The 18,817-nt window shown below is 51.9% G+C and carries 15 protein-coding genes; 8 read left to right on the top strand and 7 right to left on the bottom strand.

The window, feature by feature from the left end; all coding sequences use genetic code 11:
* Positions 1-2: 2 nt before the first annotated feature.
* From AACZ19_RS04760 to AACZ19_RS04730, 7 genes are all read left to right on the top strand, one after another.
* Positions 3-1,556, top strand: coding sequence for an ABC transporter ATP-binding protein (locus tag AACZ19_RS04760; protein WP_339631646.1), 1,554 nt, complete (start codon positions 3-5; stop codon positions 1,554-1,556).
* Positions 1,546-2,622, top strand: coding sequence for an ABC transporter permease (locus AACZ19_RS04755; protein WP_339631644.1), 1,077 nt, complete (start codon positions 1,546-1,548; stop codon positions 2,620-2,622). The genes AACZ19_RS04760 and AACZ19_RS04755 overlap by 11 nt, the downstream gene beginning before the upstream one ends.
* Positions 2,622-3,551, top strand: coding sequence for an ABC transporter permease (locus tag AACZ19_RS04750; RefSeq protein WP_339631642.1), 930 nt, complete (start codon positions 2,622-2,624; stop codon positions 3,549-3,551). The genes AACZ19_RS04755 and AACZ19_RS04750 overlap by 1 nt, the downstream gene beginning before the upstream one ends.
* Positions 3,552-3,592: 41 nt before the next feature.
* Positions 3,593-4,669: a BMP family ABC transporter substrate-binding protein gene (locus AACZ19_RS04745; RefSeq protein ID WP_339631639.1), complete on the top strand. Its 1,077-nt coding sequence runs from the start codon at positions 3,593-3,595 to the stop codon at positions 4,667-4,669.
* A 79-nt stretch (positions 4,670-4,748) separates the two neighbouring features.
* Positions 4,749-5,756: an adenosine deaminase gene (locus AACZ19_RS04740; protein ID WP_339631637.1), complete on the top strand. Its 1,008-nt coding sequence runs from the start codon at positions 4,749-4,751 to the stop codon at positions 5,754-5,756.
* A 3-nt stretch (positions 5,757-5,759) separates the two neighbouring features.
* The gene (locus tag AACZ19_RS04735) at positions 5,760-6,992 is read left to right on the top strand and encodes a cysteine desulfurase family protein (protein ID WP_339631635.1); all 1,233 of its coding nucleotides are present in this window, start codon (positions 5,760-5,762) and stop codon (positions 6,990-6,992) included.
* Positions 6,992-8,200, top strand: a complete 1,209-nt coding sequence (locus AACZ19_RS04730; RefSeq protein ID WP_339631633.1) for a urate hydroxylase PuuD — start codon at positions 6,992-6,994, stop codon at positions 8,198-8,200. The genes AACZ19_RS04735 and AACZ19_RS04730 overlap by 1 nt, the downstream gene beginning before the upstream one ends.
* Here AACZ19_RS04730 and AACZ19_RS04725 read toward each other — a convergent pair.
* From AACZ19_RS04725 to AACZ19_RS04710, 4 genes are all read right to left on the bottom strand, one after another.
* Positions 8,191-9,021, bottom strand: a complete 831-nt coding sequence (locus AACZ19_RS04725) for a GNAT family N-acyltransferase (protein ID WP_339631631.1) — start codon at positions 9,019-9,021, stop codon at positions 8,191-8,193. The two genes, AACZ19_RS04730 and AACZ19_RS04725, sit on opposite strands and share 10 nt — an antisense overlap.
* 125 nt (positions 9,022-9,146) lie before the next feature.
* Positions 9,147-10,364 (bottom strand): serine hydrolase domain-containing protein, encoded by a 1,218-nt coding sequence (locus AACZ19_RS04720; protein WP_339631630.1) that lies wholly within the window; start codon positions 10,362-10,364, stop codon positions 9,147-9,149.
* Between the two features lie 29 nt (positions 10,365-10,393).
* The gene (locus AACZ19_RS04715) at positions 10,394-11,239 is read right to left on the bottom strand and encodes an ureidoglycolate lyase (RefSeq protein ID WP_339631628.1); all 846 of its coding nucleotides are present in this window, start codon (positions 11,237-11,239) and stop codon (positions 10,394-10,396) included.
* 26 nt (positions 11,240-11,265) lie between these two features.
* Positions 11,266-12,270: an NAD(P)-dependent alcohol dehydrogenase gene (locus tag AACZ19_RS04710; protein WP_339631627.1), complete on the bottom strand. Its 1,005-nt coding sequence runs from the start codon at positions 12,268-12,270 to the stop codon at positions 11,266-11,268.
* Positions 12,271-12,419: 149 nt separating this feature from the next.
* On the opposite strand from AACZ19_RS04710, the gene AACZ19_RS04705 reads away from it, so the two are divergent.
* Positions 12,420-13,184 carry a sulfite exporter TauE/SafE family protein gene (locus AACZ19_RS04705; RefSeq protein WP_339631622.1) on the top strand — a complete coding sequence of 255 codons (765 nt, stop codon included), beginning with the start codon at positions 12,420-12,422 and terminating at the stop codon, positions 13,182-13,184.
* Between the two features lie 7 nt (positions 13,185-13,191).
* Here the strand turns inward: AACZ19_RS04705 and AACZ19_RS04700 are convergent, their stop codons facing one another.
* From AACZ19_RS04700 to acs, 3 genes are all read right to left on the bottom strand, one after another.
* Entirely contained in the window at positions 13,192-15,942 is a 2,751-nt protein-coding gene (locus AACZ19_RS04700; protein ID WP_339631620.1) for a sensor histidine kinase, read from the bottom strand.
* Positions 15,943-16,252: 310 nt separating this feature from the next.
* On the bottom strand, positions 16,253-16,645 hold the full coding sequence (locus AACZ19_RS04695; RefSeq protein ID WP_339631618.1) for a response regulator: 393 nt from the start codon (positions 16,643-16,645) through the stop codon (positions 16,253-16,255).
* Between the two features lie 178 nt (positions 16,646-16,823).
* Positions 16,824-18,764, bottom strand: coding sequence for an acetate--CoA ligase (gene acs, locus AACZ19_RS04690; protein WP_339631616.1), 1,941 nt, complete (start codon positions 18,762-18,764; stop codon positions 16,824-16,826).
* Positions 18,765-18,817 lie beyond the last annotated feature (53 nt).

The following is an 18,817-nucleotide window of genomic DNA, read 5'->3' as shown; positions in this document are numbered from 1 at the left end:
GCATGAAGAATGATGGCGGCATAACACCACAGCTTGAACTGCGGGGGATCACCAAGGCCTATCCGGGCTGTCTTGCCAATGATCATATTGATCTCAAGATTATGCCCGGTGAAATTCATGCCCTGCTGGGAGAAAATGGGGCCGGCAAAAGCACGCTTGTCAAAATAATTTATGGTGTCCTGGAAGCTGACGAAGGGGAAATTTTCTGGGCGGGCAGCCCGGTAAAGATTCCCAACCCCCATACCGCCCGCAAAACCGGCATTGGTATGGTGTTTCAGCATTTCTCTTTGTTCGAGGCGATGACGGTCACGGAGAATATTGCGCTCGGTATGGCCGATCGGCAAAACATGGCTGAACTGGCACGTGAAATAGTCGATGTTTCCAATAACTATGGCCTGCCACTGGAGCCGCATAGACAGGTACACACACTCTCCGTCGGCGAGAAGCAGCGTATTGAGATCGTCCGCTGCCTCCTGCAAAATCCGAAGCTTCTCATCATGGATGAACCGACGTCGGTGCTTACCCCGCAGGAAGCCGAGAAAATGTTCGAAACTTTGCGGCGACTGTCCGATGAAGGCGTCTCAATCCTGTACATCAGCCATAAACTCGATGAGATCAAGGCACTCTGTCACAAGGCGACTATTCTGCGTGGCGGGAAATATATCAGTGAATGCGATCCGACACAGGAAACCGCAAAAAGTCTTGCTGAGATGATGATTGGGACGAATTTGCACGCGCCGGAACATTCCGAGCAAACGGCAAAAGGACCCGTTCGATTAAAAGTGAACAACCTGAATGTAGAGGCGGATATAGAATTCGGAATTAACCTCAGCACAATCAATTTTGAGGTTCGTAGCGGTGAAGTATTTGGCATTGCGGGTGTTGCCGGTAACGGACAGATAGAATTGCTTGCTGCATTAAGCGGGGAAACACGCAGCAAAAACTCTGGTTCAATTGCCCTTGATGGAAAAGAAATAGGGCACTTTGGCCCCAATCAACGACGAAATCTTGGGCTGGCATTTGTACCGGAAGATCGGCTCGGCCACGGCTCCGTACCGGAAATGATGCTGACGGAGAATGCCTTTTTAAGCGGTTACAGCCGCATGACTCTGATGAACAACGGCTTCATCAATAAGGGGAATACGGAAACCTACGCCGCCGATATTGTAAAACGGTTCGATGTTCGAACTCCGGGTGTCAACCACACAGCAAATAGCCTTTCCGGCGGCAACTTACAGAAATTCATCGTCGGACGAGAGGTATTGCAGAAGCCGAATGTTATAATCGTGGCGCACCCGACATGGGGTGTGGATGCGGGCGCGGCATCCTTCATTCACCAGACACTGATTAACCTCGCCGAAAACGGCGCCGCTGTCCTGGTGATCAGTCAGGATCTCGATGAACTGTTCGCGATCAGCAACAGAATAGCGGTGATTTCGGAAGGGAGACTGTCCGTAGGGCGGGAACTTTCTGAGATAACCATTGAAGAAATTGGCCTGCTGATGGGCGGCACCCATGGCATGGGAGAAAACGTGGAGACGACCCATGTTACTTAAAATCGAGAAACGAAGCGAATATTCGAAGGCGATGGTCTATCTGACGCCGCTCATAGCCCTTGCTCTGACCGTCCTTACCAGCATCCTCCTGTTCGAGCTACTGGGCGTAAATCCGATTGAAGCGCTCTACCAGTTTTTCGTCGCCCCACTGGATACCGAGTATGAATTTTCCGAGTTGTTTGTCAAAGCAACGCCATTGATGCTGTGCGCCATCGGATTGTCCGTCGGTTTTCGGGCGAACGTGTGGAATATCGGCGCGGAAGGCCAGCTCACCATGGGCGCCATCGTCGGCAGCAGCCTGTTCATTTATTTCCCGGACACAGACAGTATTTTTATGCTGCCCGCAATGATCATCCTGGGCGCTATTGGCGGTGCTGCATGGGGCGCGATCCCGGCCTTCTTGAAGACCCGGTTCAATGCCAACGAAATCCTGACCAGCCTGATGCTGGTTTATGTTGCAATTTTGGTGCTGTCCGTCTTGGTGCATGGTCCGTGGCGTGACCCAGCCGGGTTTAACTTCCCGGAATCGCAGACATTCAGCGAAAGCGCGGACATGCCAATTCTTATTTCCGGAACCCGTATGCATTTTGGCACCTTGCTCGCCCTGTTGGCCGTTTTTGGTGCCTGGATCATGATGGCCCGCACTTTGGTCGGGTTTCAGGTAAAAGTGATTGGCGAAGCCCCGAGGGCCGGTGGCTACGCCGGCTTCAGCCAGAAGAAAATCATCTGGTTCAGCCTCCTCTTTGGCGGCGCTCTCGCGGGTGTTGCCGGACTATCTGAAGTGAGTGGCCCGATAGACCAGGTCCTGCCCTCCATTTCACCCGGTTACGGATTTACAGCGATTATCGTCGCCTTTCTGGGACGATTGCACCCAGTCGGGATTTTCTTTGCCAGCCTGTTGATGGCCCTGACGTATCTGGGCGGAGAAACCGCGCAAATAAATCTCGGCCTTCCGGTCGCTGTCACCGGTGTTTTTCAAGGCATGGTTCTTTTCTTCCTGCTCGCCTGCGATGTGCTGGTCCATTATCGCTTCCGCTTGAACATCGTTAGAAAGGCTACGTCGTAATGTCTGGATTTGATTGGATCGTACCGGTTATCCTCACCGTAATTACGGCCGCTACTCCCCTCGTTTTCGCGGGAATAGGTGAATTGGTAACCGAGAAGTCTGGCGTGCTAAACCTCGGGATAGAGGGAATGATGCTCGTCGGCGCCGTCAGCGGTTTTATCGCCGCCACCTTGACCGGAAACTATTTTCTGGCGGTCGCGGCGGCGGCATTGGCGGGAGCTGTCATGGCGTTTCTTTTCGGAATTTTGACGCTCTCTCTGATGGCCAACCAGGTCGCAACGGGTCTTGCTCTGACATTATTCGGCGTCGGGTTAAGTGCATTAATGGGACAGGAGTTCGTCGGCACGCCGGTGCCTGCATTGGTACAGCTCAACATCCCGGGCCTTTCCGACATCCCGTTTGTCGGACCAATCCTCTTTGCCCAGGATGCGTTGGTTTACCTGTCTTTCTTTATGGTCGCTGCGGTCAGCTGGTTTCTCTATAAAACGAAGGCGGGCCTCATTCTTCGGGCGGTCGGCGATTCCCATGACGCCGCCCATTCAATCGGTTATCCTGTCATTGGCATACGCTATCTTGCGGTCATGTTTGGCGGTGCAATGTCCGGTATTGGCGGGGCCTATCTCTCCCTCGCCTATACTCCGATGTGGGCGGAAAATATGACTGCCGGAAGAGGTTGGATAGCTCTTGCGCTTATCGTGTTTGCCACATGGAAGCCCGGCCTGGTCCTCGTTGGTGCTTATATGTTCGGTGGCATCACGATTTTGCAGTTGCACGCACAGGCAGCCGGACTTAACGTGCCTTCACAGGTCCTTTCGATGCTACCTTATCTTGCGACTATTCTTGTTCTCGTCCTAATATCGAAAGATCAATCCCGAATTCGAAAACATGCGCCGGCTTGTATAGGCAAGATTTTTCATCCAGCGGCGTAGAAAAACCCAATTAAGACATCATGAAAACAAAGGAGAAAATAATGACATTGAAACATATTTCGACCCTGATCGGCGCCGCGGCGCTCGCCAGCAGTCTTTTGGCTGGTGGCGCCTATGCCGAGGATAAAATCGGCTTTATATATGTAGGACCGGTCGGTGACCATGGCTGGACGTATCGCCATGATGTTGGTCGTCAGGCCGTTCAGAACGAACTGGGAGACAAGGTCAAAACAACTTTCGTCGAAAGCGTGAAAGAAGGTCCGGACAGCGAACGGGTAATTCGTCAGATGGCCGCCGATGGTCACAAACTGATTTTCACAACGTCTTTTGGTTTCATGAACCCTACACTGAAAGTTGCAAAGCAGTTCCCCGACGTAAAGTTCGAACATGCGACTGGCTACAAGCGTGCGGACAATGTGAGCACATATTCCGCCCGCTTTTATGAAGGGCGTTATGTTGTAGGCAAGGTTGCCGGTAAAATGACAAAGTCAAACATTATTGGCTATGTTGGTTCCTTCCCGATCCCAGAGGTCGTACGCGGTATTAATGCCATGACCCTTGCCGCGCGGAGCGTAAATCCGGACGTAACAGTCAAGGTTGCCTGGGTCAGCACATGGTATGATCCCGGCAAGGAAGGCGATGCCGCCAAGGCCCTTATCGACCAGGGCGCAGATATTATACTGCAGCACACAGACAGCCCCGCCCCGCTGCAAGTAGCAGAAAATCGTGGTGTTTGGGCCGTTGGTCAGGCCTCCGATATGGCCAAGTTTGCCCCCAAGGCGCAACTGACCGCGATCATCGACAATTGGGACGGATATTATGTTGAACGCACCAAGGCGGTTCTTGACGGAACCTGGAAATCCGAGGATGTCTGGGGCGGTTTCAAGTCCGGCATGGTCGAACTTGCTCCTTATAACCAGGCAATTCCGGAAGATGTCATCGCCCTTGCCATGGAAACCCAGAAAGGCATCGAGGACGGGTCCATTCTTCCATTCGCAGGGCCCTTTAACAAACAGGACGGTTCCGTCGGCGCGGCCGAAGGATCTGCCCTTGATGACGGAACGCTGCTTGGCATGAACTGGTATGTTGAGGGCGTTGAAGGTCAGCTTCCAAAATAACTTTTTTTAAGTTACTCCGCCACCCGCTGATCTCTCTTGACCAGCGGGTGGCGGGTGTTGAAATGCACGGAACGCCGTTATGACAGAGCTTGATAGCTTCATCCGAAAAATGCCGAAGGCCGAATTGCATCTGCATATTGAAGGGAGCCTTGAACCGGAGCTTATGTTCGCGCTAGCCGGACGTAACAATGTTGAAATACCCTTCAAAAATGTTGACGAAGTTCGGGCTGCTTATCAGTTTTCAAACCTTCAGGATTTTCTCGATATCTATTATCAGGGCATGAGCGTTCTGAAATCGGAGCAGGATTTTTATGATCTAACTCTCGCCTACATATCCCGCATCCATGACCAGAATGTCATACATGCGGAAATTTTCTTTGACCCACAAGGCCACACTGACCGCGAGGTTCCCTTTGCAACGGTGATCAATGGTATCAGCCGCGCCTTAGACGACGGACACAAGAAATACGGCATTACCTCAAAGCTTATCATGTGTTTCCTGCGCCATCTGAGTGAAGATGCGGCTTTTGAAACCCTTGATCAGGCCCTTCCCTATCGCGATCATATTATTGCTGTTGGACTTGACTCATCCGAAGTCGGATTTCCCCCGTCAAAGTTTGAGCGGGTGTTTGAAAAGGCGAAGTCGGAGGGATTCCTCGCGGTTGCCCATGCGGGAGAAGAAGGGCCACCCGAGTATGTTTATGAGGCTCTTGATCTGTTGAAAATCGATCGCCTGGACCATGGCAACCGGTCGCTGGAAGATGACGTGTTGGTAAAGCGACTTGTCGAAAGCGGAATGGCCCTTACGGTCTGCCCGTTATCCAATTTCAAGCTGGCAGGCGTCACGGACATGCGGACTCATCCCATAAAGAGAATGCTGGAACTGGGTCTGAAAGCAACCGTCAATTCCGATGATCCCGCTTATTTCGGCGGCTATGTAAACGAGAATTATCTCGCGATTGCCAAGAGCCTCGACCTGACAAAAGAAAACATTCTCACATTGGCGAGGAACGGGTTTGAGGCAAGTTTCTGCACCGCCGACGAAAAGCAGGCCATGCTTGCCAAGCTCGATGCATATGGATCCTAGCTGATGGTTTCCCCGGATAACCAGCATCGTCAGGTATCTTTTGAAGGGTCAACTTTGTCACTTCCCATTTACCTTGATTATCCGGCTTCGACGCCATTGGATGAGCAAGTCGCAATAGCAATAACAACAGCGATGCAGAAATCATCGGGCAATCCCCATAGCAGCACACACAGCTTCGGTCATCAGGCCCGCCAGTCAATTGAACAGGCGCAAGAGCATATCGCCACCCTCATTAATGCCCGTCCTCACGAGATTATTTTCACGTCGGGAGCAACTGAAGCGAATAACCTTGCGCTTTTGGGTTTCATACGCGCTGTATCCGGCACACGGCACGTAATCTCGGTTGAAACAGAGCATGAAGCAGTCCTGCAACCGCTCAAATTTCTCTCTAACCATGAAGGCGTCGAACTTACCCTGTTGCCAGTCGATGAGAATGGCCTGATAGATCTAAAAAGACTGGAAAAGGAAATAAGACGGGAGACAGTTCTTGTCTCTGTCATGGCCGCGAATAATGAGACAGGAGTACGGCAGGATATTAGGTCCATCGGCCGCATTTGCGCTGAACGAAATATTGCCTTTCACTGCGACGCCGCACAAGCCCTCGTCACAGAGAAGATCGACGTTACCGTTGAAAACATCACATTGCTCAGCCTATCCGGGCATAAGATATATGCCCCAATGGGCATCGGCGCCCTCTATGTAAAAGAAGGCACGAAAATCAACCCCCTTTTCCATGGCGGCGGCCAGCAAAGGGCTCTCCGCCCCGGGACGCAGCCAACCGCTCTTTGCGTTGGGCTTGGGGAAGCCTGCCGGATTGTAAGTGAGACCAGGGAGAGTGATACTCAACATATCAAGCGCTTGCGCTCTGCATTCAAGGAAGCGTTATGCAACCAACTTGGAGATGAGGTTCGTTTTAACGCCGACGCAGCATCACATATCCCAGGATGTGTCAGTATGACATTCACCGGCATTAATGCCGAGGACTTATTGCTTGAACTACCTGATCTCGCGTTCAGCACAGGGTCTGCCTGTAGTTCGATGACATCAGAGCCCTCTCACGTACTGCGCGCGATGGGACTAAGCGCTGAGGAAGCTGCTGCAACCATCAGGATTGGCCTCGGTCGACCAACAAAGTTTGACGACGTCGCCTATACCGTTCAGCAAATTGTCAGAGCTTATCATAACATCAGAAACGGCGGTGAACGCGACATGGACATCCGCCGTGAGGGAAGTTGATGGAATTTGATTTGATGGAATGGGTCCAGTTGGCCATTCGCTGGATCCATATGGTTACCGGCATCGCCTGGATTGGCGCGTCTTTCTACTTCGTCTGGCTCGACATGAACCTAACCCCGCCCGTCAAGGACGGATACAAGGACAAAGCCGGGGTTGGCGGAGAATTATGGGCCGTTCATGGCGGCGGCTTTTATGAAGTCCAGAAATACCGACTGGCCCCGCCCGAAATCCCGCCGGTGCTTCACTGGTTCAAATACGAAGCCTATTTTACATGGATCAGCGGCTTCATCCTGCTCGCGATCCTCTATTATTTCGGGGCGGATATTTATCTCATCGACAGAAGCATCGCTGATATTTCTACGGACGCCGCAATTTTGATTGGGCTCGGATCGATCGTCGGGGGCTGGATTATCTATGATGTTCTTTGCAAATCGCCCTTGATCAATAATCAGGCCGCATTCGGTATCGTCCTTTTTATCTTACTCACTTTGGCTGCATACGGGCTCTCTAAGGTTTTCAGTGGCCGGGGCGCCTACATACATGTCGGGGCGATTATGGGGACCATCATGGTCGCCAATGTTCTCATGGTTATCATTCCAGGGCAGATGGCGCTCGTCTCGGCTGCAAAAAAAGGTGAAGCCCCGGACCCGGTTTATGGGTTGCGGGCAAAGCAGCGTTCACTTCACAACAACTATTTTACGCTGCCTGTCCTCTTCATCATGATCAGCAACCATTATCCCATGACATATGGGAATACCTACGGTTGGGCGTTGCTTGCGGGCATTGCACTGGTCGGCATTCTGGTCAGGCATTACTTCAATATGAAGAACCAAGGTCGGGCGAAGCAGGGTTTTATCCTGCTGCCAATTGCCTTCGTCCTGTTTTTTGCAATTGCCTATGCCGCCGCGCCGAAATCGGATGACAACGCGCCAGCGGAGAAGGTTCCATTTGCCGAAGTCGAAAAAATCATCTTTGAGCGTTGTACCAGTTGCCATGCCGCAAAGCCAACGAATGCAGACTATGAAAGCCCTCCCAAAGGTGTCCGCTTAGAGACACCCGCACAAATTGCCCGCGAAAGGACCCGCATCAGACAGCAGTCGGTCGATACGAAAACCATGCCGCTTGGCAACCTCACCCAAATGACGGAGGAGGAGCGCAAGATTATCGGCTGGTGGATTTCACAGGGTGCGTCAACCGGTCAGGAATAAACCTGGACCGGATTTCCCGTAGCTACGGTGGCACCCACTTTCTGTTTCTGATCCCGGGAAAAATGGCGGATATATTTGTTCGTCACATTCTCGGTTTCAACAATGACGCAGACATCAATCGTGTTGAACTGATGATCGATTACCGCACCGTCACCGATATAGCCGCCAAGGCGAAGGTACCCTTTCAACAGCGGCGGAAGCTCCCGATGTGCCATTTCAATATCAATTTCCTTACGCTTCATCATCTTCATCGGAATGTAGTGCTTATCGAGCGCTCGCGGGCGTAAATGCCCGGGCGCTTTATGATAGTGATGAAGATAAGATAGAACCCGCGCCTGCTCTTTCAGATCCGTCCCATGAATGCTGCCACAGCCAAACATGATTTGTACATCATACTGATGGATATAGGCGGCGATCCCCCGCCATAGCAGCTGCATCGCGCCTCGGCGGCGATAGGCAGCGTCGATGCAGGAGCGTCCCAGCTCCATAATCTCGCCGGGAAAGACATTCAGATGACCGAGATCAAATTCTGACTCTGAATAAAATCCGCCATTTTTCCGGGCAATACTGCTCCGGAGAAAACGATAGGTTCCGACCACATAAGGTGTTGAATCCGTCCCTTTCTCCAGGTCAATTACGAGCAGGTGATCGCAAATTTCATCGAAACGGTCTGTATCACGCGCAAGGCTTTTACATAAAACCGACGGCGTCGCGCCCATTTCTTCATAGAAAATCCGGTAGCGCAGTGCCTGCGCCGCGTCGATATCGGCAGCACTGTTCGCAAGACGAAGTTCCAGATTATTGAATCGCAAGGTTTCCAAAATACACTCCTACATACTCTTACGAGAGGTTGCAGGAAGATATCTCAAATAATTGTTGCGATTGGATGTCGGTTCAGTGACGCAACCTTTGCCCTTTTATGTCAGTTGCGTGACAGAAAATAGGCCTAATCGATCAACGCCTGATAAACGAGTGAACGAAGTTCCTTGCGCAGCGGATAGTGACTGCTCGGTATAAACTGCGTCAGGAAAAGGACGGTCATGTCCTCAACAGGATCAACCCAGAAGACCGTACTCGCCATACCGCCCCAGCCAAAATCACCAGGAGACCCCATCATCTGTGACAGGGCCGGTTCCAACATGACCCAGCCGCCGAGGCCGAAACCGACGCCGACAAAGGAAACTTCAGAGAAAACCGGCTGGCCATATTCTGCAAGATCCCCATCGAGATGGTTTTGCGTCATGAAATCAACCGTTCGCGATCCCAGCAGGTTTCCGCCGTCATACTCTCCCAGTTTGCGGATCATCTCCGCGAACTTAAGATAGTCCGGAGCTGTTGAAATCAGTCCGCCCCCACCGGAATAGCAAACTACTTTCTCCTGTTGGAACGCGCTTTTCGTTCGGTCATCCATAACTATGGATCCGCCCGCGTCATCAACCCCATAGGCCGAGCTGTAGCGATCGATTTTGGCTGCTGGTACGCCGAAATCCGTGTCAACCATACCGAGAGGTTCGAATATGTTTTGGTGAAAGTAAGCTCTAAGATCCTGCCCGGAAATAATTTCTACCAATCGTCCGACCACATCCGTCGACACCCCGTAGTTCCAGCGCGTGCCCGGATTGAACAGAAGAGGCATGGAAGCGAGCTTTTCAATCTGGCTTTCAAGACTACCGCGTGTTGGTCCAAAGTCCATCCTGGCATCATTGTAATGCGTTCCGAGCACGCCTTCATTAAAACCATAGGTCATACCGGACATGTGGGTGAGAAGGTTATGAATGGTCATTTTGCTGGTTGCCGGTTCCGTATCGTCGACGCTCCGGGCCTGTGGCCGAAGAACCTGCATATCCTTGAATGCGGGAATGAAGTCTTCCACCGGATCATCCAGATGAAACAATCCCCGTTCATAAAGCATCATCAAGGCGACAGAGGTGATCGGTTTAGTCATGGAATAGAAGCGCGCCATGGTATCATTCTTCCAGGGAATGTTCCTTTCCCGGTCAGCCTGTCCCACAGATTTCGAATAGACGACATTACCGCCACGCGAAACGACCGTTTGGGCGCCCGCAAGCTTGCCGCCGTCCACATACCGGTTCATCCAGTCCGTGATATACTCAAGACGCATTTTGTTGAAACCGGCGCTTTCGGGATTTTGAACGGGTGTCACGGTATCTATTCCTTTTGTTGCTAGTTTGACTATGCCTGAACAGTGGTTTGCTCCTGTTCGCCCAGCCCATCAACACCCAGTTTCATGATCTGGCCTGGCTTGAGGAATATGGGGGCTGGCTTCTGTCCCATGCCGACACCAGGAGGCGTCCCGGTCGAGATCACATCACCAATATCGAGGGTCATGAAATGGCTGAGATACGAAATGATTTTAGCAACACCGAAGATCATCGTATCCGTATTTCCGTCCTGTCGTCGCACACCATCAACTTCGAGCCATAAATCAAGCTTTTGAGGGTCCGGCACGTCATCACGTGTCACCAGCCAGGGACCGATTGGGCCAAAGCTGTCGTGGCTTTTTCCCTTGGTCCATTGACCCAACCTTTCTGACTGGAATTCCCGTTCAGAAATATCATTCACGATACAATAGCCCGCAACGTGATCCAGCGCCTCTGACTCGCTGATATACTTTGCGCGCTTGCCGATAACGACGCCGAGCTCAACTTCCCAGTCAGTTTTCACCGAGCCGCGCGGTATTTCAACATTGTCATTGGGACCACAAATGGCAGACGTCGCCTTCATGAAAACTATGGGCTCCGTCGGTACCGGCTGGCCTGCTTCTGCAGCATGATCGGAGTAGTTAAGCCCGATACACACAAACTTCCCAACTCCGCCAACACAGGGTCCAATCCGGGGCTCCCCCTCCACCAGCGGCAAGGATGTCGCATCCAGATCGCGAAGTTTCGCAATTCCCGCATCTGTCAGCACATCACCAGCGATATCTGAGATGATATCACCGAGATCACGGATTTTGCCCTCCGTATCCATCAACCCTGGCTTTTCTCTCCCCGAAGGGCCGTACCTCAATAACTTCATGCTCATTCCCCGCGCATATTTGTTGTCTAGATTTTTATCACGATCTTTCCGAAATGGCCCGCTCGCTCCATCATGCGATAGGCCTCCTTCGCATCCTGAAAATCGACGGTCGCATCAATAACAGGATGAATATCATTGTGCGAGAGCGCCGCGTTCAACCGCGCAAACATATCACGAGGCCCGACATAAATCCCCTGTAGCGTAATAGATTTCCGCATGATGGATGTCGGGTCAATCTGCCCGCCGGTCAGCACACCGACGAGGGATATGCGACCGCCCAGCCGTACCGCAGCAATGGATTTTTCAAGGGTTCCCGCACCGCCAACTTCTACGACGAGATCAACACCGCGCCCATCCGTCATCTCCATAACTTTCTTTTCCCAGTCCGGATGCTCCCTGTAATTGATGACGTCTTTTGCGCCGAGCGCTTTTGCTCTATCAAGCTTCTCCTCGCTGCTTGAGGTTAGAATAGTCCGAATGCCCGAAGCTCTGGCAAGTTGCTGCGCAAAGATGGAAACACCGCCGGTCCCTAAAAGTAACGCAGTCTGTCCAGCTCGCGCTTGCCCCGCCTCAATCAGGCAATTCCAGGCGGTAAGTCCTGCGCACGGCAGTGTGGCTGCCTCCTCAAATGACAGATTGTCTGGAATTGGCAGGGCGCCGCTCTCATTCAGGATCGCATATTCACACAAGAGCCCGTCGATCGCACCGCCGAGGGCGCTGGCCATTGCGTCATCATGAATAGGTCCGCTGGTCCAGTCCTGGAAAAAGGTGCCTACAACGCGGTTGCCTTTTTTAAATGCAGTAACTCCGTCGCCTATGTCTTCAACAATGCCGGCACCATCAGAATTCGGGATGCGCGGCTCCAGAATACCGCGTGCCCGGACACTCTTAATTGTCGAGAGATCACGGTAATTAATGGAATTGGCCCAAAGCCGCACCAGTATCTCTCCGGGTCCCGGCTTTGGCACTTCCCGCTCTACCAGTTCAAGGCTTTCAATACCTTGCTCCCCGTTAATGACCCAGGCTTTCATAAAATACTCCGGTTCTCAGCTAAGACTTCTTCTAACTTGTAATTTATTTGTTTGCTGCAAAGCATTTTTCTGGTCCATAGTCCTGCTTGGCTGTCCGGGTCGTCCTGTTCCGGAAAGACGTTTTTTTATTTCTCAATGCAGTCCATGTCATGATCGCGCAATATCTTCCTGAATTCAATCTTTTCAATTTGCTGATTGTCTGTGTCGCCTTTGCCCTCGGCGGATTTGTCAAGGGAATTGCCGCCTTTGGTCTCCCCACGATCGCCGTCCCGCCTATCGTCCTGTTTATGTCACTGCCTTCCGCTGTCTCGATCATGACCATCCCCATGGTCATTACCAATTTCGTCCAGATGATGATCTCTGGCCGGATTAAATCCGTTATCATCCGCCATTGGCGCCTGTTTCTGGGATTGTTTACCGGCCTGCCAATCGGTGTCTTCATGCTGTCTGCCGTGGAAACGCAATATTTACTGATCGCGGTCGGTATCTTCCTGATGTTTATCGCCACACTCGAAATTACCGGTATATCCTTTTCTTTCCTGGGGTCGAGGGAGAATTTGTACGGCCCCCTCATTGGCCTGGCTGCCGGAATAATCGGCGGCATCACAACCCTTTACGGCACTTTGCCGGTTTTTTTCTTCATCGCCCTCGGACTTGAAAAGGATGATTTCGTTTCCGCCGTGAGCGTCATGCTGTTTGGAGGAAGCATCTTCCTGTTGCTCAGCCTCCAAAGCATGGACTTTCTCAAGCCCACTGAGATCGCTTACAGTGTTATCGGTTTAGTCCCACTTTTTGCGGGTATGTGGGCTGGCACCAAAGTCCGCGGCCATATCCCGCAAGCCACCTTTAAGAAATTCGTCCTGACGCTTGTCGCTTTGATAGGTGTGATAATGATCTATCGGGCGCTTTTCTGATTGGTTGTTATTCTGCGGAAAGCCGTGCTTCCAGACGATCGGCACGTGGAACGGTAAAGGAAAATACTGCTCCTCCCTCCGGCTTGTTGACAACCCAGACCTGCCCGCCATGAAAAGTGACAATCTCTCGACAGATAGCCAGTCCCAATCCGGAACCTTGCGGCTTGTCCTCGTCCCGATCAAGAGACTGATGGAATTTTTCAAAAATCCGCATGCTCATGTTTTCCGGAATACCCTTGCCATTATCGGACACGCTGACTTCCAGCATGTTATCGGCGACAGATACAGCGACATCAATACGCCCGTTTGATTTGTCACAGAATTTTATGGCATTTGAGACGAGGTTGATGATGACCTGTATCAATTGATCCCGATCTGCGCGCACCTTAGGCAGGTGATCCGGGATATTCACATCCACAATGACATCATTTTCCTTGATCAACCCGGCGAGGGCCGCCATCGCCTCGTGTAGTGTCGCCTCCATATCAACAGTATTGAGGGACCAATCCATCTGTCCTGCCTCCATCCGGGCGAGATCAAGAAGTTGGTCAATCAACCGCGTCAAACGGGAGCTTTCCTTGATAATAACATTCAGAAATTGCGTTCTTTCTTCAGGTGAGACCTCCGGGTTATCGACAAGAATTTCACCAAAAGCACGAAGCGAGGTAAGCGGCGTGCGAAGCTCGTGACTAACCATAGAGAGGAAGTGATCTTTCAGGGAATCCAGCTCCTGCAGACGCTCGTTGGCATTCCTGAGCTGCGCCGTTGCACGTTCCAACTCTGCTGATTTTTGCTCCAGTCGGTGGCTGTATTCTATGACCTGACTGGTTTCATCCAGAATGCGATACACTTCTTCAAGGCCGACAATCTCCCCTTTGACCACCGACCCGACCATCACCCTCGCCGTTGCCGAGCCGATAGCGCCAGCGAGCATTTTCTCCGCAAAGTCAAGAAGTGCCGCGTCTGCCGTCTGACTTTTCCGTAGATTGATATCGCGATCAGCGGCAAAATCCGAGAATGCCTGCGCGGCGCGCTGTACACCAACAAAGCGGCCAACGAGTTGCTGCAGGTCAGCCACAGTTGCCGAGCCGCGCCAGTACCGGCTGTCCCGCTCGTCGTCTGTATGCCCAAAAACATCCACAAAAAGCGTGCCCTGAATACGCTCGATTGCCGTCTGTTGCGACAACAGGGATACCACCCAATAGGCGCCAATATTGAGCAGCATGCTCCAGAACAGGGCGTGGGTGAGACGGTCGAACCCGTCCATTCCGAATAGGGCATAAGGTTTGAGCAAATCAATCCCATATGGCCCCTCTGTAATAAAGCTGAGCGGAAGCCAGCCGGACTGCGCGAAAGACGGCAGCAAAAGAGTATAGAGCCAGGCCAAAAAACCAAGAGCAAGGCCCATCAAAGCCCCCCGGTAGGACGCCCCCTTCCAAAAGATGCCGCCAATGATGGCTGGTGCAAACTGCGCCGCCGCTGCAAAAGAGACAAGCCCAATGGTTACGAGTGAATAGGACTCGCTCGCGATCAGGTAATAGACATATCCCAGGATCAATATCAACAGAATGCTGACCCGCCTGATCGTCAGCAAAAGACCGGTCAGGTCGTCATTCTTGTTAATATTAAGTCCCTTCCAGCGAAGGAGAAGTGGCATAATGAGGTCATTACATACCATTGTACTCAAGGCAATTGCCGCCACAATCACCATGGATGTTGCTGCAGATAGCCCGCCGACAAAAGCGATGAGCGCAAGAAAAGCTTGGTCGTGAAAAAGCGGGACGGTGAGCATGAACATATCTGCATCGGCCGACGCCCCGCCAAATGACAAACGGCCCGCAAGCGCGATTGGTAAGACGAAGATGTTAATGACCAGCAGATAAAGTGGGAACAACCAGGTTGCCTTGCGCAAAAAGGATTCGTCCGGGTTTTCCACGGCGGTAATATAAAACTGTCGCGGCAGACAAATAATTGCGGCCATAGACAAAATTGTCATGGTCATCCAGACGCTGTAATCATTATCACTCGATACGGTAAAAAGCTCGCTCAGACCGCTCTCCGCTGCCGTCGTGAAAAGATCGGAGAAACCGTTAAAAAGGCCGTAGGTCACAAAAAAGCCGACAGCAAGAAAGGAGACCAACTTAACCACAGACTCAAAGGCGATAGCAGCTACAAGACCCTCATGATGCTCACTCGCATCGATATGGCGGGTCCCGAAAAGAATGGCAAAAAGCGCGAGAGCAATTGCGACAATGAGAGTTGTATCAATGAAGAATATGGGTTCGCTCGGCGCGTGCAGCAACGCGGTCTCCGACGAACTGACAAGGATGCGAAAACTGGTCGCAATCGATTTAAGCTGGAGGGATATATAAGGGGTTGTTCCCACCACGGCAATGATTGTCACCAGACCGCCCAACTTCGCCTGCTTGCCATAGCGCGATGCAATGAAGTCGGCAATGGACGTGATGCGATGAACCTTGCATATCCGGACAATCTTGACCCAGACAATCGACCAGAGCACGAAGACAAGCGTCGGCCCAAGATAAATAGGCAGAAAATCGAGGCCCCGCGTCGCCGCTAATCCAACGCTACCGTAGAATGTCCAGGAGGTGCAGAATACTGCTATTGAAAGAGTGTATATGTAGGGGTTTCTAGTAAGAGGCCGGCCTTTTTCAGCTCGCGAGTCCACAAACTGGGCGATAGCAAACAACAGACCGAGATAAAGGAACGAAACCGTGAGGACGATACCACCGGACATTATTCATTTCCTCGCTCGCCACCAGAGTTGCCTCTGTCGCGACCAGCCCCAGGTAAAGCGACTGCTTTCTCAGTCCCACGTCTTGCACCAAGGGCGGTCATGGCAATGACAGCCGCCCATATACCGAACATGTACAGATAGCTAATCGGAATTCCAAAGGTTAAGGTCGGTACATCAAATAGAGAAATTACTGGGGGCACGAAGGCTATCAGGCAAACAACGAACAACAGGATTGACCATTCCTTTTTGCGCCCGGTCCTAATCATCCGTTCATGTCCGTGTCATCTGTTAGCATCCTACCGTTTCAGGTTTATTTCGCCTGATGTGCCGGCTTTTTCGGCGCAACGATATCCTTAACCATTTTACCAAGTGCCCGGGTAGAAAAAGGCTTGGTAACAAATTCGTCCGCACCAAGCGCAAGAGCCCGTTCCTTATCGGCCTCTCGGCTTTTGGCCGACAGCATGATAATTTTCACGTTCCGGCAGGCGGCGTTGGCCCGGATCGCCTCGCATACCGAGAAACCATCCTGTTTGGGCAACATGATGTCCAGTATCACCAGATTGGGTACATAGTCATCTATCGCCCGCAACGCCTGATCGCCATCTCGCGCTACGCGCACGGTAAAACCGGCCTGCCTCAAAATAAACTGTAGTGAAAGGACGATATTAGGTTCGTCCTCCACGACCAGTACCGTATGTGACATATTGACGTACGCTCCCTCACTTCGCCAAAGGTCCTGAGGTCAACGATAATATCCGGCTCTTCATCAAGCACTTTTATATCAGTTGTCCAGCCCTTCAGCTTCCTGAACGTCAATCATACCCCATTCATCCGGATATTGTCATCGGTCAATGTCTATCAGCAAGTAATGACAGCGCGCATCACCTGTTCATTCGGTTTGAGATAAGATCATCGACGACAGCAGGTTCGGCCAATGTTGAGGTATCGCCCAGACTTCCGTAGTCATTTTCCGCAACTTTCCGCAATATCCGGCGCATTATCTTGCCGGACCGTGTCTTTGGTAGTCCCGGCGCCCATTGGATCAAGTCCGGCGTCGCGATTGGACCGATTTCCTGCCGCACCCATTTCGAAAGCTCGGCCCGTAATTCTTCCGTGGGTTCAACGCCGGATGTTAACGTCACATAGGCATATATTCCCTGCCCCTTGATATCATGGGGATATCCCACGACAGCGGCTTCAGCCACAAGGTCATGGGCGACCAGCGCACTTTCGACTTCCGCTGTCCCCATGCGATGCCCTGACACATTGATCACATCGTCTACCCGTCCGGTAATCCAATAATACCCATCCTCATCCCGACGGGCGCCATCGCCCGTGAAGTACCGGCCGGGAAAGTTAGAAAAATAGGTCTGGATAAACCGCTCATGATCACCATAAACTGTCCGCATCTGGCCCGGCCAGCTATCCTTGATGCAAAGGACCCCTTCGCAAGCCCCTTCGAGCACCTTGCCTTCGGTGTCCACCATAACAGGGTCAATTCCAAAGAATGGAAGAGTTGCCGAACCCGGCTTCAATGCTGTGGCGCCCGGCAATGGCGAAATCAGGATACCGCCGGTTTCCGTCTGCCACCATGTATCAACGATCGGGCAGCGCCCTTCGCCAACGACATCATAATACCATCGCCAGGCTTCCGGGTTAATCGGCTCTCCGACCGAGCCCAGCAGGCGAAGCGATTTACGGGATGTCTTTTTAACCGGCTCATCCCCATCACGCATCAGCGCGCGGATTGCCGTCGGTGCTGTATAGAAAATATTGACCTGATGCTTGTCACACACCTCCCAGAAACGTGAGACAGTCGGATAGTTCGGCACCCCTTCGAACATAAGGGTTGTCGCTCCATTTGCGAGCGGCCCATATATAATATAACTATGCCCCGTTACCCAGCCGACATCTGCTGTACACCAGTAAATATCGCCATCGTGATAGTCGAATACATAACGATGCGTCATCGCCGCATAAACGATGTATCCACCCGTCGTATGCAAGACGCCTTTTGGCTGTCCTGTAGAACCGGAGGTATACAGGATAAAAAGCGGGTCTTCGGCGTTCATTTCTTCCGGTGGGCAGTCTGCATCAACCTTGGCCATTTCTTCGTGGTACCAGACATCCCGGCCTTCAACCCAGCCTGTCTTTGCGCCCGTGCGCTCAACAACAATACAGGTGGTGCAATCGGGACAAGCTTCCAGCGCTTTGTCCGTATTGGCCTTTAGAGGAATCGGTTTACCGCCCCGAACACCTTCATCTGCAGTAATGATGCAGTTTGATTTGCAGTCCTGTATACGGCCTGCCAGTGCGTCCGGAGAAAAACCTCCGAACACAATCGAATGAATGGCACCAATGCGGGTGCACGCCAGCATGGCAACAGCTGCCTCCACGACCATTGGCATATAAAGGGTTACACGGTCCCCTTTCTTGATTCCCTGCGCCTTCAATACATTTGAGAATTTACATACCTCGGCATGCAATTCGCGATATGTCAGGGTTTTATCGTCGTTCGGATCGTCCCCTTCCCATATTATCGCCGTGCTGTCGCCGCGGGTTTCCAGGTGCCGATCAAGGCAATTATAGCTAACATTGAGTGTTCCATCATGGAACCAACGAATGTGCAAATCATCTTTGTCATAGGAAACATCCTTGACTTCCGTATAAGGCTTGATCCAGTCAATTCGTTTACCGTGCTCTCCCCAAAAAGCCTCGGGATCCTCGATTGACGCGCGATACATCGCCTGATAGCTCGTCTTATCGGCCCACGCCGTTTTTGCCAGTTCTTCCGGTACGGGATATAGATCCTTTGCAGACATTCTTCTAAGTCCTTTCACCCAATGTTTGTCTTTGTCGTCGTGCTAATCAACAA

Source organism: uncultured Sneathiella sp. (assembly GCF_963973085.1).
GTDB lineage: Bacteria > Pseudomonadota > Alphaproteobacteria > Sneathiellales > Sneathiellaceae > Sneathiella.
The sequence above is the reverse complement of the archived record's forward strand: the minus strand, read 5'-3'. Positions and strand labels throughout refer to the sequence as shown.